The sequence below is a fragment of the Ruegeria sp. AD6 genome, assembly GCF_056542325.1.
Genome location: NZ_JBQFZQ010000001.1, coordinates 1294674 through 1312240, shown reverse-complemented (window position 1 = coordinate 1312240; position 17567 = coordinate 1294674). Strand labels below are relative to the sequence as shown.

Sequence of the window (17567 nt, the reverse complement as noted above, 5' to 3'; positions counted from 1 at the left end):
CATTATGGCAGGGGATGTGGTTCGGGGGAAGAGGGCCACGAGGTGTTGTGGACAAATTGCTTGCGATCACCGTCGAACTTGGATTGACGGTGTGCCGTCCCTTTCAAACGCTAAAGCGGAAAGACAGTTCCGGCAGGAGAGGTTAGATCAGATCGCAGCAAACGCGCCTCATGCGGTTTCAGGACAGGTAGGGCGGTTTCGCTGAATGGACCATTGGGCGTCATGAGCTCGGGAAACAGTTCCAGAAGCTCTTGCCGGGTGGCACGTGTCATGGCGTCAAGGCTTGTGTCGCCGGGAAAGAATGTCTCGGACCAGACGCCTTCGACACGGACAAGTTCGTGCTGGTCGAACAGGATATGAACATAATCCACGTCCCGGTCCGGCGGCAGTTGAGAGATCGCATCGCCGGTTACAAGACCCTTGGCCGGGGCCAGCATCAGGTCGTCGCCGAAAAACAGCTGCGTATTGTAAGACGACACAACGATCCGGTGTTGCGGCGAAACCAGCAGGTCGCGCGCCGGGCAGCCGTGCGAAAAACTGTTGGCTCTGATGCGAATGGGGCAAAATTTCGGTTGTCTTCTCAGGTCGCGCACCGAAAGGTGCCGCCGTCCGATCCACCGGACAGGGCGGCTGCTGCCATCCGCAACGATTACGGGGTCGCCCGGGCGCAGGGTCTCGATCCGCTTGTCTCCAGACGGGGTCAGGATCAGCGACCCGGCAGTGAAGCAGACGAAAGAGGGCAGGGTGTCATAATCCACCGGCGGGGCGGTGATGATCGAATTGTTGGTGTTTTCGATCGTGTCGCCAACATCCACATTGCCTGATGTGACAATGATATATTGGGGGTCGGAAAACTGAATCAGCGTGAATGTGACCGGCGATCCGCCAATGTCTCCGCTATAAGTTTCAAAGGTCTGAAAGTTTGTTGAATCACCGATGAACCCCGGAACGCTGGATACATCCAACTGCTGACTGCCATCGGCATCAGGGTCTTCCAGCGTATCGTCATCGTCAATAACGGCGACCTGAAAGGAATTCAGGACGGTGACATCCGTAAAGCCAAGCGGGTCGTTATCTATTTCTAGAATCGTGACAAATTTCATTCTGCCAACTCGCGCGGTACAACTTTTTCAACAAATAGAATTCTACAATACACGACATGGGTGTGAAAAAACACATTTCAGTCGTGTTTAGTGATTACCGGGGGCTGGCAGGGATATTCAGGCGATACACGCTCTTCTCGGGCATGGGTTCTGTTGTTTATATGTTGCCTGAAACTCTCCAAAACGGGCAGGCCGCGTATGAGCTGGATCAGAACAATTCCCTTTGCCGAAGCTACGGGGAAGCTACGAACCCTTTATGAGCGGGTCACGGGGCCCGGCAACAATGTGGACAACATCATGATGGCGCATTCGCTGCGGCCACATTCGATGGAAGGCCATATGGCGATCTACAAAAACGTGCTGCATCATTCGGGCAACACGGTGCCGAAGTGGTTTCTTGAGACGCTTGGTGTTTGGGTCAGTTCGCTCAATCAATGCAGCTATTGTGTCGAGCATCATTTCAACGGCTTGCAAAGGCTGCTGAAGGACCCGGCACGTGGCGATAAGATCCGAGCAGCGATTGAGCAGCGTCGTCCCGATGATGCGCCGCTGAACAGGGCGCAGATTGCGGCGATGGGGTATGCGCGAAAGTTGACCGAAGCTCCGGCGGAAATGGTCGAGGCGGATGTGATTGCCCTGCGGGAGGCCGGGTGGGACGATGGCGAAATCCTCGAGATCAATCAGGTCTGCGCCTATTTCTCTTACGCGAACCGCACGGTTCTGGGGCTGGGCTGCCCGACCAAGGGCGATGTGCTGGGCCTGTCGCCCAACAATTCGGACAATCCTGACGATTGGGGGCATCGGTAAGGTTTATGAGGGATGTCCGAGCCAGCCCAGAATTGCCTCAGCCACGGCTTTGGGGTTCTGGTGGTGCAGCCAATGATCGGTTCCCGGAATCGCGATCCGCGTCAGGTCTGGCGCAAAGTCCTCTAACCCTTCTGTTGTTTCGGGCAACAGGGCCTTGTCCTCTGGGCCCCACAGCAGAAGATGGGGGCAGGTGATATGAAGCCGGTCCAGCGGCAATTCAGGCAGGTGGGTCAGCGGTTCACCCGGTTTGGCCACGACCAGGGGTGAGGCGCGGTACCAGTTCAACATCGCCTCCAGCCGTCCGGGGCGCGCCCACTCGGCCCGGTAGTCCTCCATCCGGTCATCAGACAGCCAGTCAAGGCCCATACCGTGGCGGAAGAACCGCTCTAGCCTGGCAAAGCGGTTATCGGCCAGCTTTTGCACGGCATCGGACGCGCGCAGTAGGTTGATGTATTGCGAGGCCTCGGATTGCGCGCCTCCCGCCGCCATGGCCCGCTGAAACGGAACCGGATGCACACCGTTGGCGATGATCAGATGGCTGACAAGATCAGGCCGGAACATCGCCAACCCGTAGGCCACCGATGCACCCCAGTCGTGCCCAAGAACGGCAAGCGGTGCCCCCAGTTGTTCGATCAGCGTCGCCATGTCCCCGACCAGCTTTGAAAGCGCATAGTGCCGAACGCCTTCTGGCGCCCAGCTTTGTCCGTATCCGCGCTGATCCGGTGCGACGCAGAGGAAGTGCTGTGAAAGATACGGGGCGAGATCGACCCACGCACCGCCATATTCCGGAAACCCGTGCAGCATCAGCAACGGAGGATTAGCCTTGTCGCCCCATGTTCGGACAAAAAATGTCTGGCAGTTCAGATCGGTGAAGGTGCTGTCCAACTCTCTCTCCTACGACTTCGGAACAATCGGCGTTTTCGGGCATCAGTTTGATACCAATCAAAGCGCATTTTCCCTGTTTCTGCTAGAGCTTCTGCAGGACAGTGAAAAAGGAAAATGTGCATGGACGCAGTGGCTCAACTCGATCTGAAATCCGTTCCGAACCAGCAGGTTCCGCCTCAAAACACGCAAAACTCAACACCCGGCCCGGAAGAAATCCGCAAGGCGTTTGAAAGTGGGAAATACCCTTATGGGCGCAAGATGGCCCGTCCGGCCTATGAAAAGCAAAAGGCGCTGTTACAGGCCGAGCTGCTGAAAGTGCAGCTTTGGGCACAGGAGACAGGGCAGCGCTTTGTCCTGCTGTTCGAAGGGCGCGACGCGGCCGGCAAGGGCGGCACGATCAAACGGTTCATGGAGCATCTGAACCCGCGTCAGGCGCGTGTGGTCGCGTTGAACAAACCGACATGGGAAGAGAAGGGCCAGTGGTATTACCAACGCTACGTGCAGGAACTGCCGACAGTGGGCGAAATGGTGTTCTACGACCGGTCCTGGTACAACCGGGCAGGGGTGGAACGTGTGATGGGGTTCTGCACGCCCAACGAGTATCTGGAATTCATGCGGCAGACACCGGATCTGGAGCGGATGCTGGTCCGCTCGGGCATTCAGTTTTACAAATATTGGTTCTCGGTCACGCAGGACGAGCAACAGCGCCGGTTCAAAAGCCGCGAGACCGATCCATTGAAACAATGGAAGCTGTCGCCCATCGATAAGGCAAGCCTGGACAAATGGGACGACTATACCGAGGCGAAAGAGGCGATGTTTTTCTACACCGATACCGCTGATGCGCCCTGGACCATTGTCAAATCGAACGACAAGAAACGCGCGCGTTTGAACTGTATGCGCCATTTCCTATCGACGCTGGACTACCCCGGCAAGGATCATGAGATCGTTGGCGAACCCGATCCCCTGATCGTCGGGCAGGCCCATCACGTCATCCACCGGTCCGAGCATATTCTGGGTACTGCCCTGCACCCCGAGACGCGCTGAAGGTTCCCCCTGTTTCGCGTTGCACCGATGGCAGGCAGAGGCCGGATTAGTCTCAATTTGAAATTTGCTTGATCTGGTCTTGTCCCGGCGTCAAGCCGGGCATATGGCTGGTCGGATGAACAAGGTGATGACATATCCGGCCCATTTCAAGGCCATTGCTGTTCTGGGCCTGCCGTTGGTCGGTGGACATCTGGCGCAGTTTGCCATCGGCTTGACCGATACGATCATGCTGGGCTGGTACGGGGTCGAGGCTTTGGCGGCGGTGACGCTGGCCAGCAGCTATTACTTTGTATTGTTCCTGTTTGGGGCCGGGTTCGGCTGGGCTGTCATGCCCATGGTGGCCACCGCTGCGGCCGAAGAGGATGAGACCAGCATTCGCCGCTCGACCCGGATGGGGCTGTGGCTGTCCTTGCTGTATGCGGCGCTGATGATGCCGCTGCTGTGGTGGTCGCACCCGATCCTGATCGCCTTGAAGCAAGAGCCGCAAGTGGCTGAAACCGCAGCGGAATACTTGCGTGTGGCCGGATGGGGTCTGTTCCCGGCGCTGCTGGTGATGGTGCTGAAATCCTACCTTGCGGCGCTGGAGCGCACACAGATCGTCCTTTGGATCACCGTTGTCGCTGCGGTCGTCAACGGTCTGACGAATTATGCGCTGATCTTCGGCAATTGGGGCGCGCCCGAGCTTGGGGTCATGGGGGCGGCGATCGCCTCGATCGTGACGCAGGTCGTGTCGCTGGTGGCGGTTGTGATTTATGCCGTGAAAGTGCTGCCGGAACACAGCCTGTTCCGCCGGTTCTGGCGGCCCGATTGGGAGATGTTCGGAAGCGTTCTGCGCCTTGGTGTACCCATCGGATTGACGACTTTGGCCGAGGTGACGTTGTTCGCCACATCGGCTGTCATGATGGGCTGGCTGGGGCAGGTACCTCTGGCCGCGCACGGGATCGCGCTCAATCTGGCATCGGCCACCTTCATGGTGCATCTGGGCCTGTCCAACGCCGCGACCATTCGGGCTGGCAACGCGCTGGGCCGTCGGGATCGCCCGCACCTTGAGAAAGGTGCAATCGCGGTCACTGCCATGTCGCTGGTTATGTCCGTGCTGACGATCATCCTGTTCCTGACCTGCGCCGAGCCGCTGATTTCCCTGTTCATGGAGGCGGACGACCCGCAGCGCGCGCAGATCCTGATGATCGGTACCGGGCTGCTGGCGATGGCCGCGTTGTTCCAACTGGTGGATGGTGCTCAGGTCATTGCGCTGGGGCTGTTGCGCGGCTTGCAGGATGCGAAAATTCCGATGCTGATGGCGGCGCTCAGCTATTGGGTCGTGGGGCTTCCGTCGTCATACTATTTCGGCTTTATCCGCGGGATGGACGGAATTGGCGTCTGGCTGGGCCTTGTGCTTGGACTGGCCTGCGCGGCGGTGCTGTTGATGGCCCGGTTCTGGATGCGTTCCGTGCGCGAGGTTGGGGTTCCGGCGGAATAGCCGTTACTCTTTCCCCATCCGGTCCGCTTTTTTGCGCACCAGGACCGAGCGCAGATCGTGCATTGCCATCAAAAGCCTGTCGGTGACGTCTTCCAGCTGTTCGTCCGTCGCTTTGGACTGCGCCCACTGGGTGGTCAGGTTCAGGTAATCGACCGCGCGATGGATGTCGTCGATGTCGCGCTGGGCCAGCAGGGCCTTACGTTCGTCCATCCAGCGCGCGATTTCGGTCTTGTCGGCCTCGCTCAGCGTGCGTTGCCCGTGTGGTTTGACCTCGCCGTTGCGGATATTGATGACCGCGATCTGGTCCATCTCGATCCGGCGCTGGCGGTTCTCGGTGTCGATCCGAAAGACTGCCGCACCATTCTCGCGGACACGAAAGTAGTATTCTGGCAATTCAGTGGACATGAAAGGCTCCGCCTAGGTTAAGGACGCACAGAAGGTCTGAATGCGGGTGCAGGCCTCGGTCAGTGCCTCGTCCGAGGTTGCGTAGCTGACGCGGAAGTTCGGCGACAGGCCAAAGGCGGCACCAAAGACGACGGCGACGTCGGCCTCTTCCAGCAAGGCGGTGGCAAAGGCTTCATCATTGTCGATCAGGGTGCCTGCAGGGGTGGTCTTGCCGATCAGCCCGGCGATGGACGGATAGACATAGAACGCGCCTTCGGGGGTGGGGCATTGCACCCCGTCAATCTCGTTCAACATGCCGATCACCAGATCGCGGCGGCGTTTGAAAATCTCGTTGTTGGTGGCCAGAAAATGCTGCGTTCCGTTCAGTGCCTCGACCGCCGCCCATTGGCTGACCGTGCAGGGGTTCGAGGTCGACTGAGACTGGATCTTGCGCATGGCTGCGATGATCTCGACCGGCCCGGCCGCGTAACCAATGCGCCAGCCGGTCATCGCATAGGCCTTGGAAACCCCGTTGCAGGTCAGCGTGCGATCATAAAGCCCCGGTTCCACCTCGGCAGGGGTGCAAAACTCGAACCCGTCATAGGCCAGATGTTCATACATGTCGTCCGACATGATCCAGACCTGCGGGTGGCGCATCAGCACATCGGTAAGAGCTTTCAACGCATCCCGGCTGTACCCTGCGCCGGTGGGGTTCGACGGCGAGTTGAAGATGAACCACTTGGTCTTGGGGGTGATCGCGGCCTCAAGCTGCTCGGGTGTCAGTTTGAAGCTGTTCTCGACGCTGGTTTCGACAACAACCGGTGTGCCACCGGCCAGCAGCACCATATCCGGGTAGCTGACCCAATAGGGGGCGGGAATGATAACCTCATCCCCGTCATTCATCGTGGCCATCAGCGCGTTATAAAGCGTCTGCTTGCCGCCGGTCCCGACCGAGATCTGTGCGGGTGTGTAATCCAGACCGTGATCGCGCTTCATCTTGGCACAAGCGGCCTGTTTCAGCTCGGGGATGCCGTCGGGGGCCGTGTATTTGGTTTTGCCAGCGGCAATCGCGGCAACGGCGGCGTCCTTGATGTTCTGCGGCGTGTCGAAATCGGGCTCACCGGCGCTGAGGCCAATGACATCCCGCCCGGCGGCCTTCAATTCGGCCGCTTTAGCCGTCATTGCGACGGTCGGCGAAGGTTTGACGCGGGACAATGTCGCAGACAGGAAACTCATGGGCGGCCTCGGTTTGTATGTTCAGCCTGACTGTCATAGGGTGCGCCCGAATGACGATCAAGCGATATGAAACCGGGAATCGGAGACCTGAATGAGCGACGAAAACGATTGGTTCGGACCAGACGCGGCGACATTTGGGGATCGGCTGGCAGGCGCGCGCGAGGCGGCGGGGATGACTCAGGCCGAACTGGCGCGTCGGCTTGGGGTCAAGAAGTCAACGATCGGGGATTGGGAAAACGACCTGTCCGAGCCGCGCGCCAACCGTCTGTCGATGATGGCGGGGATGGTCAACGTCTCGATCAAGTGGCTGCTGACCGGCGAAGGCGAGGGGATGGATGCGCCTGTGGACGAAGAGCATGCAAATCTGGATCTGGCGGGGGCCGTGGCCGAACTGCGCGCCATCCGGGGCGAGATGCGCGCCTGCTCGGAACGCGCCGCGCGGCTGGAAAAGAAACTGCGCCTGATGCTGGAGGCCAGCAAATGACCGAACCCCGCGATATTCGGATCAAACGGATGAAAATGCGGTCGATGCGGCGGGGCATCAAAGAGATGGACCTGATCCTGACCGCCTATGCTGACCGCAATCTTGACGGAATGGATGCCGACGGTCTGGACACCTATGATGCGATGCTCAGCGAAAACGATCAGGACCTGTATCAATGGGTGACAGGGCAGGTCCAACCGCCCGAGGCACTGGCCGACCTGATCGCGGATATCGCCCAGACCTTTCAAAAGTAAGGATAAAACAGGCTTAACTGATTTTTCGGGATTTCGGTTCATCGTGTCGGAAAGGCACGACTGAATCGGAGGGTTGGATGAGTATGGAATTGCAGGTCTCGGCACCGGGGACCAAAGGGTTCATGACCAGCTATCTTGAGGCGCTGGCCCTGGTGGAACGGTTGCACCGCTTGCTTCTGGACGTGATCAAGGACGACTTCGAGCGGGTCGGCGTGCTGGAAATCAACGCAGTTCAGGCGCTGTTGCTGTTCAACATCGGCGATCATGAGGTGACGGCGGGTGAGTTGAAGAGCCGGGGTTACTATCAGGGCAGCAATGTCAGCTACAACCTCAAGAAACTGGTTGAGATGGGGTATATGCACCATCAACGGTGCGAGATAGACCGACGTTCGGTCCGGGTGCGCCTGACGCCGCGCGGGCGCGAGATTCGGGACATTGTGTCAGACCTGTTTGCCCGCCATGCCGAAGGGTTGCAAAATCGCGGTGTGCTGGGCCTGGAAGGGATCGATGATATTACAAACTCATTGCGCCGGGTCGAGCGTTACTGGACGGACCAAATCCGCTATATCTACTGATCCGGGGCGCGCGTCCGACAGCACAAGGCCCTCCAGCTCTCGGATCAGTTTGCGCGCCATGGCATCTTCGTAGGCATCAAATCCCAGGGCGACCTCGACAAACGCATCCGGGCCGAGGATGACCCAAGTGTTGTAATAGGCTGAAAGCTCACCGACCTGCACCTGCCGTTGATCGCCTTGTCTCGGATCGTCTGCGCCAATGACCAGCCCGTTGATTGTGATGCCGGTGGAGTGCAGTTGAGATTTTACTTTGCGCGGATGCGGCCCCAGATTGTGTTTGCCATCGCCGGATAGGTCCAGCGTCCGCTTCCAACACTCTTGCCGGATCAGCAGATTGGCACCGAAGGCCATGGCCGAACCCACGGCGGTGCCTTGCGGGGCAGGGCTGCGTTTCACGGCATCTAGCTGTTGCCCAATGCGGGTCAGATCAAACTGGGTGCGGATCTCGGTCCAGTCCAACAGCAGTTTCTGATGATCGGGTTCGCTCCATTCGAACACGGCAATCCGTACAGGCGCGCCAGGATTGGACAGGATCAAACGCGCTACGTCCGGACGACGCAGAGCTGCCGCAAGCCCGCGCAGTTGCAACCTGTACTCCTGCGCGTCGACCGAGCCCGACACGTCCAACCCCAAGGCCAGAGCCTGCCTGCACTGAGCGGTGGCGTGAGTCGCGAGCAGACACAGCGATGTCATCAGGATGCGCAGCATCATTCGGTCACATCCTGCAACGCCCCAATTTGCAGGCCCCGCAATTCCCGTTCCAGTTTCCGGCGCATTGCGCGTTCGAAATCTTCAAACCCCTGCGCCACCTCAAGAAACGCGCCGGGGCCGTGCAGAACGTTGTTCTCAAAAAACGGGATCAGGAACAATTCGCCTTCAAAATCAGAGGCATTGATGACCAGCCCGTTGACCACCACGTCGCGGAACGGAAAGTGCCGATAGGCGTTCTGCGGGCCATACCCGTCATTGTTCGACCCGTCCCCCGACAGATCGATCGTCTGAAACAGGCAGGGCGGGGCCCGTTGCAGCAAGGTCGCCCCAAAGGCCAGCGCATAGCCCATCGCCGTAGCCGACCCGGCATCCGACCGTTCGGATTGGCTGATCTGTGTCGCGGCGGCCAGCAGATCGCCGGTGTTCCGGATCATCCGCCAATCCATGATGATATGCTGCGTGGACCGCCCGCTCCATTCGTAAACAGCCAGGGCAACGGGCATGGGTGAGGAGAAAAAGGCCTCTTGAACCTCGGGCGCGATCAGGGCGGCGGCCAGCCCTTGCCGTTGCAGCGAGTCTTCGCTTTCATCCACCGACACCGAAATATCCAGCGCCAGTGCCAGGGCCAGACGGCAGGTCTCGGCCTGGGCAGGGCTGGCCAGCGCGGCCAGACCCACGGCTATCAAGGTGCGGATCACCAGTGGCCGGTGTTGCCCATGCTGACCCAGGGTTCCGCCGGTTCCAGCGCATCGCCGTTCTGCAGCAGTTCGACCGAGATATTGTCGGGCGAGCGCACAAATGCCATGCGCCCGTCACGCGGGGGCCGGTTGATCACCACGTCATTGTCCTGAAGGTGCTGGCATGTCTCGTAAATATTGTCGACCCCATAGGCGAGGTGGCCGAAATGGCGGCTGTCATTTGGCAGCTCGTCGTCGCCATCCCAGTTATAGGTCAGTTCAATCGGTCGATCCTCTTGCCCCGGAGGCGCCATGAAGATCAGCGAGAACCGGCCCTCTTCACTGTCATAGCGGCGTGTTTCCTTGAGGCCGAGCAACTCGTAGAACGCCAGAGATTTTTCCAGATCTTTCACCCGAACCATAGTGTGAAGATATTTCAGCCCCATCACGGCAATCCTTATTCTGCATGAGTTCGCCATCAGCTTAGCGCGCTGCGGGGGCGTGTCGAGGGGGGCTGCGAACACATTTCCGGAAATCGTCCATGTGCGGCACATCATGCGGTTCCAGCGCCGGAATTGACGATATATAGTAGGCGGCGACTCATTATCGGAAAGGATGTTTTCATGCCGCTGTCTGCCGACCAACAGGCCGAGATCGAAGCGCAACGCGCGCTGTCGCATCAAACACGCCGCGTCGTTGCAGCGGGAATGGAAAATCACCTGTATACCGCGCATCAGGTGCTGGACCACGGCTTTGTGCGCGTGATCGACTATATGGGCGACGATGCCGCGATCTGTCAGGCGGCGCGCGTGTCCTATGGCAAAGGCACGAAATCCGTCCAGAATGATGAGGGGCTGATCCGCTATCTGATGCGGCACTGGCACTCGACCCCGTTCGAGATGTGCGAGGTCAAGCTGCACGTCAAGCTTCCGGTCTTTGTGGCCCGTCAGTGGATTCGCCACCGGACCGCCAATGTGAACGAATACTCGGCGCGGTATTCGATTCTGGATCGTGAGTTCTATATCCCCGCGCCCGAACATGTCGCTGCCCAGTCCGAGGTGAACAATCAGGGGCGCGGTTCGGCGCTGGAAGGGGAAGAGGCCGCGCGCGTGCTGGAAATCCTGAAGGCCGACAGCACCCGTTGCTATGACAATTACGAGGCGATGATCAATCAGGACGGGCAACAGGGGCTGGCGCGCGAATTGGCGCGGATGAACCTGCCCGCGAACGTTTATACGCAGTGGTACTGGAAGGTCGACCTGCACAACCTGTTCCACTTCCTGCGCCTGCGCGCTGACCCGCATGCGCAATACGAGATCCGGGTCTATGCCGAGATGATGTGCAAGATCGTGGCCGATTGGGTCCCATTCGCATATCGCGCGTTCGAGGATTATCGCCTTGGCGCGGTCAATCTGTCGGCTCAGATGGTCAACAGTCTGCGTCGGATGTTGGCGGGTGAAACGGTCACGCAAGACAACTCGGGAATGACCGCGCGCGAATGGCGTGAGTTTGAGGCCATCATCCGCGAAGGCTGAACCGGGCGCATATCAATCCGCTATACAGGTTGTCATGAAACTGTTACCTTGGTTTCATGACCCATGCTTCGTTTCTTTCCGTTCTGGGCCTGACCTTTGCGCTGGCTGTGCCCGCGCAGGCCAAATCCCCGATTGCCGAGGTGTTGTGCGAGCCGACTCAACGGCTACATGACAAGCTCAAGGGACAATTCCGGTCCGAGCGTGTGGCAACGGGAATGCGTGGCCCTGAACAGATCATGGAGGTCTGGAGCAGCGAAAGGGGCGACTGGACCATGGTCGTGACCTATGCCGCCGGTACGTCCTGCATCGTTGCGATGGGACAAGACTGGCATACGCATGCCGAGGACAAGCCAGCACGGGGGTAGGGCATTCGCCGGAAAAGGGGGCGATTGACGGCCGGAAATTGGCCGCCAATCTTAATTGAAGAACCCCGCGTCACACGGGGGCGTCGTTACAACGGCTTCAAATCAGCTGCCATCTGACGGCCATCGCGCCCGTCCTGCAACTCGTACGAGACTTTCTGATTGTCTGCGAGCCCGGTCAGTCCGGACCGTTCTACGGCCGAGATATGAACAAACACATCTTTGCCCCCTTCGTCAGGGGCAATAAACCCATAGCCTTTGGTGGTATTGAACCATTTCACGGTGCCAGTTGGCATCTCCCGTGTCTCCTTCTACTTTCGCATTGTCCCACAAATTGGTGGGGCGGTGGTTGGCAAGACCGCAAAAAACGGACTGTTTCCTGATCGGGTTACAGTCCGATTTGCACGTTTCACCTTTTTCAACATTGCACGGTGAAGTAAAAAATCAAGAATAACCGCTGGAAACTGGCACAATCGCCTAAAATTGAAACAAATACCGGAGCAGTCCCCAAATGCGCCTTTATGGTCTGAAAACATGCGACACCTGCCGTAAGGCGCTGAAATCACTACCAGATGCCAAGTTTTTAGACGTGCGCAGCGACGGAGTTCCCGAAACTGTACTGGCGCAGGCTTTTGCCGAGTTCGGCGGGGCTTTGCTCAACACCCGCTCGACAACCTGGCGTGGATTGGATGAGGCGCAGCGCACGCGCCCGGCTTTGGAATTGCTGCAAGACCATCCGACGCTGATGAAGCGCCCGCTGATCGAAAATGACGGAGCATTGACGTTAGGTTGGACCGCCGAGGCGCGCGCAAAGCTTGGCGTGGCGTGATCGGGTACTTATCTGATCAGGCGCAACTGCGAGGATAATTTATGCGAAACGCCGCAATGATTTTGGGTGTCATCGCCGGTTTGGTCGGGATGATTGTTGGGTTCTTTGGATATGGATATGTTGAGGCGATCAAGCATTTCGGCGATATCGATGGCATCGCCGAGCAGGTGGATAATCCCGCTTTGATCCAGACGGCGTCCATCGTGGCACCGCTGCTGGCTCTTGTCGGTGGGGCAATGGCCCATGCCCGCGCGCTGGTGGCGGGTGTCTTGCTGTTGGTGTCGGCGGCGGGGATGTATTACGCGTTCGGGTTCGGTGTCTTCACCATGTTCCCGATTGCGTTTGCCGGTGTGGCCGGGGTGCTTGGGCTCGCCGCTGGAAAACCGGACGAGCCCAAGGCGCATTTCTGAAGCGCTTTGCGTTAAACTTGAATCGGAATGCGCTGCCTCTCCCTTTGGTCGAACGCGCATTCCGATGAATGTGTCTCAGATAAAACGCAAAACGCTGTAGATCATTTCAGGCGCAGCAAGCGGTCCAGGGACAGCGGACCTGCGCCATGGATGACGATCACCAGGAACAGGAAGGTCCACATCACACGCTGATCCATCAGATCGGGCGCAGCGTTGAACAGGCTGCCCAGTTTGACGCCGTGGCCGGTGACATCAACAATGGTTTGGACCCAGACAAAGCCGATCATGGCCAGCGCGGCCAAGCGTGTGAACAGGCCAACCAGCAGCAGGGCGGGCAGGACAAATTCGGCCACGGTGCCAAAGAAGATCACGATGCGCTGGAAGAAGGTCATCTGCGTGACGTCCCACAAGACCGCCTCGGCCGCTTTGGGAAAGATCTGCCCGAACGCCCCGCTGGAGGGCGAAAAGATCGACCCGTCGATCTTCAGCATGGCCGAATTCCAGTAATAGACCAGCAGAACCGCGATGAAGATCAGCCGCGCAAGCGTCGGTGTGAGCCAGCCGGACGCGTGGTCCACCTTACCCAGAACGTTGTTGTGGATTGAAATCAGGGCAGTCATGTCGCCAGCCTTTCGATAGTCACAGAGGTTATTGCACCGCCTTGCAGAAGCAGTGCCAGAGTGGTTCCAAGATCAAAGTCAGGTGTTTCCGCAGCGGTTTTTTCGAACGCTTCGCCGATGGTGTTGCCTGACTGAATATGTCCGATCCAGTTTGCGCCGCCCGGTGGCAGTAGATGTGGGGCCGGATCAAATTCGGGGCGGGTGATCAGCACATCCTCGGCCCCGGTGGTGGGTTTTGGGGCATCGGGTTCTGAATTGAACCGCCAGATCGCGTGAATGGGCCAGTCCGAGCGAATGATCCGCATCGACGGCGCGAACGTCAGCCGCGCTTGCATCACATCCTCGGGCGGGACGGCAAGCGCATCGGCCGGGGCCGCTTGGCTGTCGGCCGCATGGTAGGATTGCCGCAGGGCCAGTTCCAGCCGCGCCACATCTGGCAGATAGGCCAGATGCGAAAGTTGCGGCATGTTGGCCAGAAACGCGGGAAACGCCTCGCCATAGAACATCATCAGGGGCGAGGTCGGCGGGTGTTGCCGCAGAAAGATACCGGACAGCCCGTCCATGTTCTGCGCGCCCAGAAGCTTGGCGATCACCGGAAAGGCCTGATGCATGGCCTCGGTCAGGGAAACGGCGACGTTGTTGCGGTAGACGCTGAACCGACGGCCCGCCGGTTGCGCCTCGGCATCGGTCAGCCCGTCCGGAACCGGGGTCTTCGCGTCCAGTAAGGCCGCGTGAAACTCCGTTTGCGAGACGGTCATGCCGGAACCCTGTCCAGCGCCGCTTGCGCGCGTTCGGCCTCGGCCCGCAGAACCGGCCAGTCGGGGACATCCGTGTCCCATTCAACCAGCAGAGGTTTGGGACCAGAGCGCTCCAAAACATAGTCCAGCAACGCCCAGACCGGATCCACAACTTCGCGCCCGTGGCTGTCGATCAGCAGGGGGTGGCCGTGGTCATCTTCGTCCTCGTCATGACCGCCGAGGTGAATTTCGCCCACCTGATCCAGCGGATAGGCGTCGATATATCCTTGCGGCGAGAAGTCCAGATTGGTGGCTGAAACAAACACGTTGTTCACATCCAGCAACAGCCCGCAGCCGGTGCGTTTGGCGATCTCGCGCAGGAAATCGGGTTCCGACCATGTGCTTTCCTCGAACGCCAGATAGCTGGAGGGATTCTCTAGCAGCATCTGACGACCGACGGTTTCCTGCACCTGATCGATATGCGCGCAGACCCGTGCCAGCGTCGCATCCGTGTAGGGCAGGGGCAGCAGGTCGTTGAAGAAATGGCTGTCATGGGTGGACCAGGCCAGATGTTCCGAGAAGCTGGCCGGGTTCAGCCAGCCGACCAGATGTTTCAGCCGGGCCAGATGATCCGGGTCCAAGGGGCCTTCGCCGCCGATGGAAAGGCCGACGCCATGAACCGAGATCGGGAATTGTTCTGAAAGATGGCGCAGTTGCGCCAGCGGGCGACCACCGTCGCCCATGTAGTTTTCGGCATGAATCTCAAGCCATGCGACGGGCTGGGCGTGGTCCAGAATCTGGGCGAAGTGCTGCGGCTTGTATCCGACACCCGGCGCTGCGGGCAGGCGGTTCGACCTGAGGGCATCATCCAGCATTTGCACGCTCCTTCATCGCGAAGAAAAGGGCGGGCGATATTGCCCGCCCCCAACGAGTCGTTTGGCCGAAGCTTATGCCGGCAGGTCGCGGTCCAGCTCTTCCAGCGAGCCTTGGCGCGGGGTGCCGTCTGCCTGTGCGGGCAGTTCGATATCGGCACAGGTGCCTGCATCGACCAAGGTCCATGCGTTGCCCTGATAATCAACGGTCGAGGTGCCCGCGCAGGTGGTGCCGGGGCCTGCTGCGCAGTCATTCTGACCAGCCAGCGAAACGCCATAGCACTTTTCTTTGGCCTGAGCGGTTGCTGTGGTCGCTGCACCCGATACGGCGGCTGCGACTGCGCTGGCGATGACAAGGGTTTTTGCTGTGTTCGACATCTCTGAAATCCTCTTGATGACTGGGTATGTCTGCTTGTGACAGTGACTAAGGTAGTGGGTAGTTGGCTACAGTTAAACTCACGAGCCCGTGTCTCACAACCGTGTCAGGGTACAGATTGCCCCCTTGCAGGTTAATATACTGTTTTTAAGAAAGAAAAGAGGAAATGTTACAATCCGACCCCTTCCGAGGGGTCGGATTTCCGGCGATATGGTGCCGAATGTTACAGCAGGTCGGGCGGGGTTGCGGCCTGGCCCAGCTCAATTGTTACAGCCTCAAGGGATTGAACCTGCGTCTGTTTTTCGCCAAGGCGGCGGACACTGACGGTGCGGTCTTCAACTTCACGGTGCCCGACGGCCAGAATGACCGGCACTTTGCCGACCGAATGCTCGCGGACCTTGTAGTTGATCTTCTCGTTGCGGATGTCGGCTTCGGCGCGGACACCTGCAGCCTTGAGCGTTTCGACCACGTCCATCACATAGTCATCCGCATCCGAGGTAATCGAGGCGACAACGACCTGACGCGGGGCCAGCCAGAACGGCAGCTTGCCCGCGTGTTCCTCGATCAGGATACCGATGAAACGTTCGAACGAACCAAGGCAGGCGCGGTGCAGCATGACCGGCGTGTGCCGTTCACCATCCGCTGCGATATAGGTCGCGCCCAGACGTTCGGGGATAATGAAGTCCACCTGCAGGGTGCCGCACTGCCAGTCGCGCCCGATGGCGTCGGTCAGAACAAACTCCAGCTTGGGTCCATAGAACGCACCTTCGCCCGGGTTCAGATCATAGGCACATCCAGCCGCGTCACAGGCGGCTTTCAGCAGTTCATCGGCCTTGTCCCACTGCTCATCCGTCCCGGCGCGCACTTCGGGCCGATCCGAGAACTTGACCTTGAAGTTCTCGAACCCGAGGTCCTTGTAGACGTTGGACAGGAAGTTGAGGAACAGTTTGGTCTCATCGGCGATCATCTCTTCGGTGCAGAAGATATGCGCGTCGTCCTGCGTGAACCCGCGCACCCTCATGATGCCGTGCAGCGCGCCCGAGGGTTCGTACCGATTGCACGATCCGAACTCGGCCATGCGCAGCGGCAGATCGCGATAGGATTTCAGACCCTGCTTGAAGATTTCCACGTGGCAGGGGCAGTTCATCGGCTTGAGCGCATTGACCGCCTTGTCGCGGGCATGTTCCTCATCGACTTCGACGATGAACATGTTTTCCTGATACTTGTCCCAGTGGCCCGAGGCCTCCCACAATTTGCGGTCGACGACCTGTGGGGTATTGACCTCGACATAGCCGCCGCGTTTCTGCTGACGGCGCATGTAGTCCTGCAGCATGGTGTAGATGGTCCAGCCGTTCGGGTGCCAGAAAATCTGGCCCGGCGCTTCGGGTTGCAGGTGGAACAGGTCCATCTCCTTGCCCAGCTTGCGGTGGTCACGCTTGGCGGCCTCTTCCAGCATATGCAGGTGCGCTTTGAGCTTTTCCTTGCCGGTGAAGGCCACGCCGTAGATGCGTTGCAGCATCTGGCGGCTGCTGTCGCCGCGCCAGTAGGCACCGGCGATGGACATCAGTTTGAACGCGTCACCCGGAACTTGTCCGGTGTGCTGCAGGTGCGGGCCGCGGCACAGGTCCTGCCAGTCGCCATGCCAGTACATGCGCAGCGGTTCGTCGCCCGGGATGGCTTCGATCAGTTCGACCTTATAGGGCTCATTATTCGCCGTGTAGAAATCGATCGCGCGCTGACGGTCCCAGACCTCGGTGGTCACGGTGTCGCGCTTATTGATGATTTCCTTCATCTTTTTCTCGATCAGGCCGAGGTCTTCGGGGGTGAAGGGTTCGGCGCGGTCGAAGTCGTAGTACCAGCCGTTATCAATCACCGGCCCGATTGTGACCTTGGTGTCGGGCCAGATTTCCTGCACCGCGCGCGCCATGATATGGGCCAGGTCGTGACGGATCAGTTCGTTGGCCTGAACTTCGTCCTTCATGGTGTGAATGGCGATGTCGGAATCAGACTCGATGGGCCATTGCAGGTCCCAATGCTGGCCGTTCACCGTGGCCGAGATGGCCTTTTTCGCCAGCGAGGTCGAGATATCGGCAGCCACCTGCGCAGGCGTGACGCCTGCGTCATAAGAACGTGCATTGCCATCGGGAAAGGTGAGTGAGACGGATTTTGAATCCAGGGCCATGGTC

Annotated in this window: 23 protein-coding genes; 10 read left to right on the top strand and 13 right to left on the bottom strand. The window is 59.1% G+C overall.

What is annotated here, in order from left to right; genetic code table 11:
- Window positions 1–110: 110 nt before the first annotated feature.
- Window positions 111–1103 (bottom strand): Hint domain-containing protein, encoded by a 993-nt coding sequence (locus ACR0KJ_RS06440; RefSeq protein ID WP_480626207.1) that lies wholly within the window; start codon window positions 1101–1103, stop codon window positions 111–113.
- A 198-nt stretch (window positions 1104–1301) separates the two neighbouring features.
- On the opposite strand from ACR0KJ_RS06440, the gene ACR0KJ_RS06435 reads away from it, so the two are divergent.
- Entirely contained in the window at window positions 1302–1910 is a 609-nt protein-coding gene (locus ACR0KJ_RS06435; RefSeq protein WP_480626206.1) for a peroxidase-related enzyme, read from the top strand.
- Window positions 1911–1913: 3 nt separating this feature from the next.
- Here the strand turns inward: ACR0KJ_RS06435 and ACR0KJ_RS06430 are convergent, their stop codons facing one another.
- Window positions 1914–2795 carry an alpha/beta fold hydrolase gene (locus ACR0KJ_RS06430; RefSeq protein WP_480626205.1) on the bottom strand — a complete coding sequence of 294 codons (882 nt, stop codon included), beginning with the start codon at window positions 2793–2795 and terminating at the stop codon, window positions 1914–1916.
- Window positions 2796–2915: 120 nt separating this feature from the next.
- On the opposite strand from ACR0KJ_RS06430, the gene ppk2 reads away from it, so the two are divergent.
- Window positions 2916–3839, top strand: a complete 924-nt coding sequence (gene ppk2, locus ACR0KJ_RS06425; RefSeq protein WP_170449603.1) for a polyphosphate kinase 2 — start codon at window positions 2916–2918, stop codon at window positions 3837–3839.
- 127 nt (window positions 3840–3966) lie between these two features.
- Window positions 3967–5319, top strand: a complete 1353-nt coding sequence (locus tag ACR0KJ_RS06420) for an MATE family efflux transporter (RefSeq protein WP_480626204.1) — start codon at window positions 3967–3969, stop codon at window positions 5317–5319.
- Window positions 5320–5322: 3 nt separating this feature from the next.
- On the opposite strand, the gene ACR0KJ_RS06415 is transcribed toward ACR0KJ_RS06420, so the two are convergent.
- Together ACR0KJ_RS06415 and ACR0KJ_RS06410 are read right to left on the bottom strand one after the other, a co-directional pair.
- A complete protein-coding gene (locus ACR0KJ_RS06415; protein ID WP_170622045.1) occupies window positions 5323–5724 on the bottom strand; it encodes a hypothetical protein in 402 nt (133 codons plus the stop codon).
- Window positions 5725–5736: 12 nt separating this feature from the next.
- Complete coding sequence (locus tag ACR0KJ_RS06410) at window positions 5737–6939, bottom strand: pyridoxal phosphate-dependent aminotransferase (RefSeq protein ID WP_170622044.1); 1203 nt, start codon at window positions 6937–6939, stop codon at window positions 5737–5739.
- Between the two features lie 91 nt (window positions 6940–7030).
- On the opposite strand from ACR0KJ_RS06410, the gene ACR0KJ_RS06405 reads away from it, so the two are divergent.
- The 3 genes from ACR0KJ_RS06405 to ACR0KJ_RS06395 all read left to right on the top strand — a co-directional run bounded on the left by ACR0KJ_RS06405 (window position 7031) and on the right by ACR0KJ_RS06395 (window position 8252).
- The gene (locus tag ACR0KJ_RS06405; protein ID WP_170622043.1) at window positions 7031–7423 is read left to right on the top strand and encodes a helix-turn-helix domain-containing protein; all 393 of its coding nucleotides are present in this window, start codon (window positions 7031–7033) and stop codon (window positions 7421–7423) included.
- Window positions 7420–7677: a succinate dehydrogenase assembly factor 2 gene (locus ACR0KJ_RS06400; RefSeq protein WP_170519632.1), complete on the top strand. Its 258-nt coding sequence runs from the start codon at window positions 7420–7422 to the stop codon at window positions 7675–7677. The genes ACR0KJ_RS06405 and ACR0KJ_RS06400 overlap by 4 nt, the downstream gene beginning before the upstream one ends.
- Window positions 7678–7754: 77 nt before the next feature.
- On the top strand, window positions 7755–8252 hold the full coding sequence (locus tag ACR0KJ_RS06395; RefSeq protein ID WP_480626203.1) for a MarR family winged helix-turn-helix transcriptional regulator: 498 nt from the start codon (window positions 7755–7757) through the stop codon (window positions 8250–8252).
- Here the strand turns inward: ACR0KJ_RS06395 and ACR0KJ_RS06390 are convergent.
- From ACR0KJ_RS06390 to ACR0KJ_RS06380, 3 genes are read right to left on the bottom strand one after another with little or no spacing between them, the layout of a single operon-like run.
- Window positions 8199–8963, bottom strand: a complete 765-nt coding sequence (locus ACR0KJ_RS06390; protein ID WP_480626202.1) for a DUF1194 domain-containing protein — start codon at window positions 8961–8963, stop codon at window positions 8199–8201. The two genes, ACR0KJ_RS06395 and ACR0KJ_RS06390, sit on opposite strands and share 54 nt — an antisense overlap.
- Window positions 8960–9661 (bottom strand): DUF1194 domain-containing protein, encoded by a 702-nt coding sequence (locus ACR0KJ_RS06385; protein ID WP_480626201.1) that lies wholly within the window; start codon window positions 9659–9661, stop codon window positions 8960–8962. Before ACR0KJ_RS06385 ends, ACR0KJ_RS06390 begins: the two co-directional genes overlap by 4 nt.
- The gene (locus ACR0KJ_RS06380) at window positions 9658–10086 is read right to left on the bottom strand and encodes a VOC family protein (protein WP_170449626.1); all 429 of its coding nucleotides are present in this window, start codon (window positions 10084–10086) and stop codon (window positions 9658–9660) included. The genes ACR0KJ_RS06385 and ACR0KJ_RS06380 overlap by 4 nt, the downstream gene beginning before the upstream one ends.
- Before the next feature lie 177 nt (window positions 10087–10263).
- Here ACR0KJ_RS06380 and thyX point away from each other — a divergent pair, with 177 nt between their 5' ends.
- Both thyX and ACR0KJ_RS06370 read left to right on the top strand, forming a co-directional pair.
- Complete coding sequence (gene thyX, locus ACR0KJ_RS06375) at window positions 10264–11175, top strand: FAD-dependent thymidylate synthase (RefSeq protein ID WP_480626200.1); 912 nt, start codon at window positions 10264–10266, stop codon at window positions 11173–11175.
- 56 nt (window positions 11176–11231) lie between these two features.
- Complete coding sequence (locus tag ACR0KJ_RS06370; protein WP_170519620.1) at window positions 11232–11540, top strand: hypothetical protein; 309 nt, start codon at window positions 11232–11234, stop codon at window positions 11538–11540.
- 86 nt (window positions 11541–11626) lie between these two features.
- Here ACR0KJ_RS06370 and ACR0KJ_RS06365 read toward each other — a convergent pair whose 3' ends face one another.
- Entirely contained in the window at window positions 11627–11833 is a 207-nt protein-coding gene (locus ACR0KJ_RS06365) for a cold-shock protein (RefSeq protein ID WP_008758035.1), read from the bottom strand.
- 215 nt (window positions 11834–12048) lie between these two features.
- On the opposite strand from ACR0KJ_RS06365, the gene ACR0KJ_RS06360 reads away from it, so the two are divergent.
- Both ACR0KJ_RS06360 and ACR0KJ_RS06355 read left to right on the top strand, forming a co-directional pair.
- Window positions 12049–12366, top strand: a complete 318-nt coding sequence (locus tag ACR0KJ_RS06360; RefSeq protein ID WP_480626199.1) for an ArsC/Spx/MgsR family protein — start codon at window positions 12049–12051, stop codon at window positions 12364–12366.
- A gap of 41 nt (window positions 12367–12407) precedes the next feature.
- Complete coding sequence (locus tag ACR0KJ_RS06355) at window positions 12408–12776, top strand: hypothetical protein (RefSeq protein WP_170449639.1); 369 nt, start codon at window positions 12408–12410, stop codon at window positions 12774–12776.
- Between the two features lie 101 nt (window positions 12777–12877).
- Here ACR0KJ_RS06355 and ACR0KJ_RS06350 read toward each other — a convergent pair whose 3' ends face one another.
- The 5 genes from ACR0KJ_RS06350 to thrS form a co-directional block, all read right to left on the bottom strand.
- Entirely contained in the window at window positions 12878–13396 is a 519-nt protein-coding gene (locus ACR0KJ_RS06350) for a DoxX family protein (RefSeq protein ID WP_170622038.1), read from the bottom strand.
- Complete coding sequence (locus ACR0KJ_RS06345; protein WP_480626198.1) at window positions 13393–14154, bottom strand: HvfC/BufC family peptide modification chaperone; 762 nt, start codon at window positions 14152–14154, stop codon at window positions 13393–13395. The genes ACR0KJ_RS06350 and ACR0KJ_RS06345 overlap by 4 nt, the downstream gene beginning before the upstream one ends.
- Window positions 14151–15008, bottom strand: coding sequence for an MNIO family bufferin maturase (gene bufB / locus ACR0KJ_RS06340; RefSeq protein WP_480626197.1), 858 nt, complete (start codon window positions 15006–15008; stop codon window positions 14151–14153). Before bufB ends, ACR0KJ_RS06345 begins: the two co-directional genes overlap by 4 nt.
- A 72-nt stretch (window positions 15009–15080) precedes the next feature.
- On the bottom strand, window positions 15081–15383 hold the full coding sequence (locus ACR0KJ_RS06335; protein WP_170449650.1) for a BufA1 family periplasmic bufferin-type metallophore: 303 nt from the start codon (window positions 15381–15383) through the stop codon (window positions 15081–15083).
- Between the two features lie 221 nt (window positions 15384–15604).
- Window positions 15605–17563 carry a threonine--tRNA ligase gene (thrS, locus tag ACR0KJ_RS06330; protein ID WP_170449653.1) on the bottom strand — a complete coding sequence of 653 codons (1959 nt, stop codon included), beginning with the start codon at window positions 17561–17563 and terminating at the stop codon, window positions 15605–15607.
- Window positions 17564–17567: the final 4 nt, after the last annotated feature.

Excerpts from the sequence above, each read along its gene's own strand:
- ACR0KJ_RS06440 (WP_480626207.1), bottom strand. The coding sequence starts at position 1,103 with ATGAAATTTGTCACGATTCTAGAAATAGATAACGACCCGCTTGGCTTT.
- ACR0KJ_RS06435 (WP_480626206.1), top strand. The coding sequence starts at position 1,302 with ATGAGCTGGATCAGAACAATTCCCTTTGCCGAAGCTACGGGGAAGCTA.
- ppk2 (WP_170449603.1), top strand. The coding sequence starts at position 2,916 with ATGGACGCAGTGGCTCAACTCGATCTGAAATCCGTTCCGAACCAGCAG.
- ACR0KJ_RS06420 (WP_480626204.1), top strand. The coding sequence starts at position 3,967 with ATGACATATCCGGCCCATTTCAAGGCCATTGCTGTTCTGGGCCTGCCG.
- ACR0KJ_RS06415 (WP_170622045.1), bottom strand. The coding sequence starts at position 5,724 with ATGTCCACTGAATTGCCAGAATACTACTTTCGTGTCCGCGAGAATGGT.
- ACR0KJ_RS06410 (WP_170622044.1), bottom strand. The coding sequence starts at position 6,939 with ATGAGTTTCCTGTCTGCGACATTGTCCCGCGTCAAACCTTCGCCGACC.
- ACR0KJ_RS06405 (WP_170622043.1), top strand. The coding sequence starts at position 7,031 with ATGAGCGACGAAAACGATTGGTTCGGACCAGACGCGGCGACATTTGGG.
- ACR0KJ_RS06400 (WP_170519632.1), top strand. The coding sequence starts at position 7,420 with ATGACCGAACCCCGCGATATTCGGATCAAACGGATGAAAATGCGGTCG.
- ACR0KJ_RS06395 (WP_480626203.1), top strand. The coding sequence starts at position 7,755 with ATGAGTATGGAATTGCAGGTCTCGGCACCGGGGACCAAAGGGTTCATG.
- ACR0KJ_RS06390 (WP_480626202.1), bottom strand. The coding sequence starts at position 8,963 with ATGATGCTGCGCATCCTGATGACATCGCTGTGTCTGCTCGCGACTCAC.
- ACR0KJ_RS06380 (WP_170449626.1), bottom strand. The coding sequence starts at position 10,086 with ATGGGGCTGAAATATCTTCACACTATGGTTCGGGTGAAAGATCTGGAA.
- thyX (WP_480626200.1), top strand. The coding sequence starts at position 10,264 with ATGCCGCTGTCTGCCGACCAACAGGCCGAGATCGAAGCGCAACGCGCG.
- ACR0KJ_RS06370 (WP_170519620.1), top strand. The coding sequence starts at position 11,232 with ATGACCCATGCTTCGTTTCTTTCCGTTCTGGGCCTGACCTTTGCGCTG.
- ACR0KJ_RS06365 (WP_008758035.1), bottom strand. The coding sequence starts at position 11,833 with ATGCCAACTGGCACCGTGAAATGGTTCAATACCACCAAAGGCTATGGG.
- ACR0KJ_RS06360 (WP_480626199.1), top strand. The coding sequence starts at position 12,049 with ATGCGCCTTTATGGTCTGAAAACATGCGACACCTGCCGTAAGGCGCTG.
- ACR0KJ_RS06355 (WP_170449639.1), top strand. The coding sequence starts at position 12,408 with ATGCGAAACGCCGCAATGATTTTGGGTGTCATCGCCGGTTTGGTCGGG.
- ACR0KJ_RS06350 (WP_170622038.1), bottom strand. The coding sequence starts at position 13,396 with ATGACTGCCCTGATTTCAATCCACAACAACGTTCTGGGTAAGGTGGAC.
- ACR0KJ_RS06345 (WP_480626198.1), bottom strand. The coding sequence starts at position 14,154 with ATGACCGTCTCGCAAACGGAGTTTCACGCGGCCTTACTGGACGCGAAG.
- bufB (WP_480626197.1), bottom strand. The coding sequence starts at position 15,008 with ATGCTGGATGATGCCCTCAGGTCGAACCGCCTGCCCGCAGCGCCGGGT.
- ACR0KJ_RS06335 (WP_170449650.1), bottom strand. The coding sequence starts at position 15,383 with ATGTCGAACACAGCAAAAACCCTTGTCATCGCCAGCGCAGTCGCAGCC.
- thrS (WP_170449653.1), bottom strand. The coding sequence starts at position 17,563 with ATGGCCCTGGATTCAAAATCCGTCTCACTCACCTTTCCCGATGGCAAT.